Annotated in this window: 1 rRNA gene; it reads left to right on the forward strand. The window is 53.4% G+C overall.

Features of this window, described 5'->3' with window-relative positions:
• Nucleotides 1-440: ribosomal RNA gene (locus tag OO12_RS26045) — 16S ribosomal RNA — on the forward strand; the annotation flags it as partial.

Raw genomic sequence — 440 nt, forward strand, 5'->3', positions numbered from 1 at the left:
CCTATGGGAGGCAGCAGTGGGGAATATTGCACAATGGGCGAAAGCCTGATGCAGCAACGCCGCGTGAGCGATGAAGGCCTTCGGGTCGTAAAGCTCTGTCCTCAAGGAAGATAATGACGGTACTTGAGGAGGAAGCCCCGGCTAACTACGTGCCAGCAGCCGCGGTAATACGTAGGGGGCTAGCGTTATCCGGAATTACTGGGCGTAAAGGGTGCGTAGGTGGTTTCTTAAGTCAGAGGTGAAAGGCTACGGCTCAACCGTAGTAAGCCTTTGAAACTGGGAAACTTGAGTGCAGGAGAGGAGAGTGGAATTCCTAGTGTAGCGGTGAAATGCGTAGATATTAGGAGGAACACCAGTTGCGAAGGCGGCTCTCTGGACTGTAACTGACACTGAGGCACGAAAGCGTGGGGAGCAAACAGGATTAGATACCCTGGTAGTCC

This window comes from Sphingomonas sp. ERG5 (assembly GCF_000803065.1).
Lineage (GTDB): Bacteria > Pseudomonadota > Alphaproteobacteria > Sphingomonadales > Sphingomonadaceae > Sphingomonas.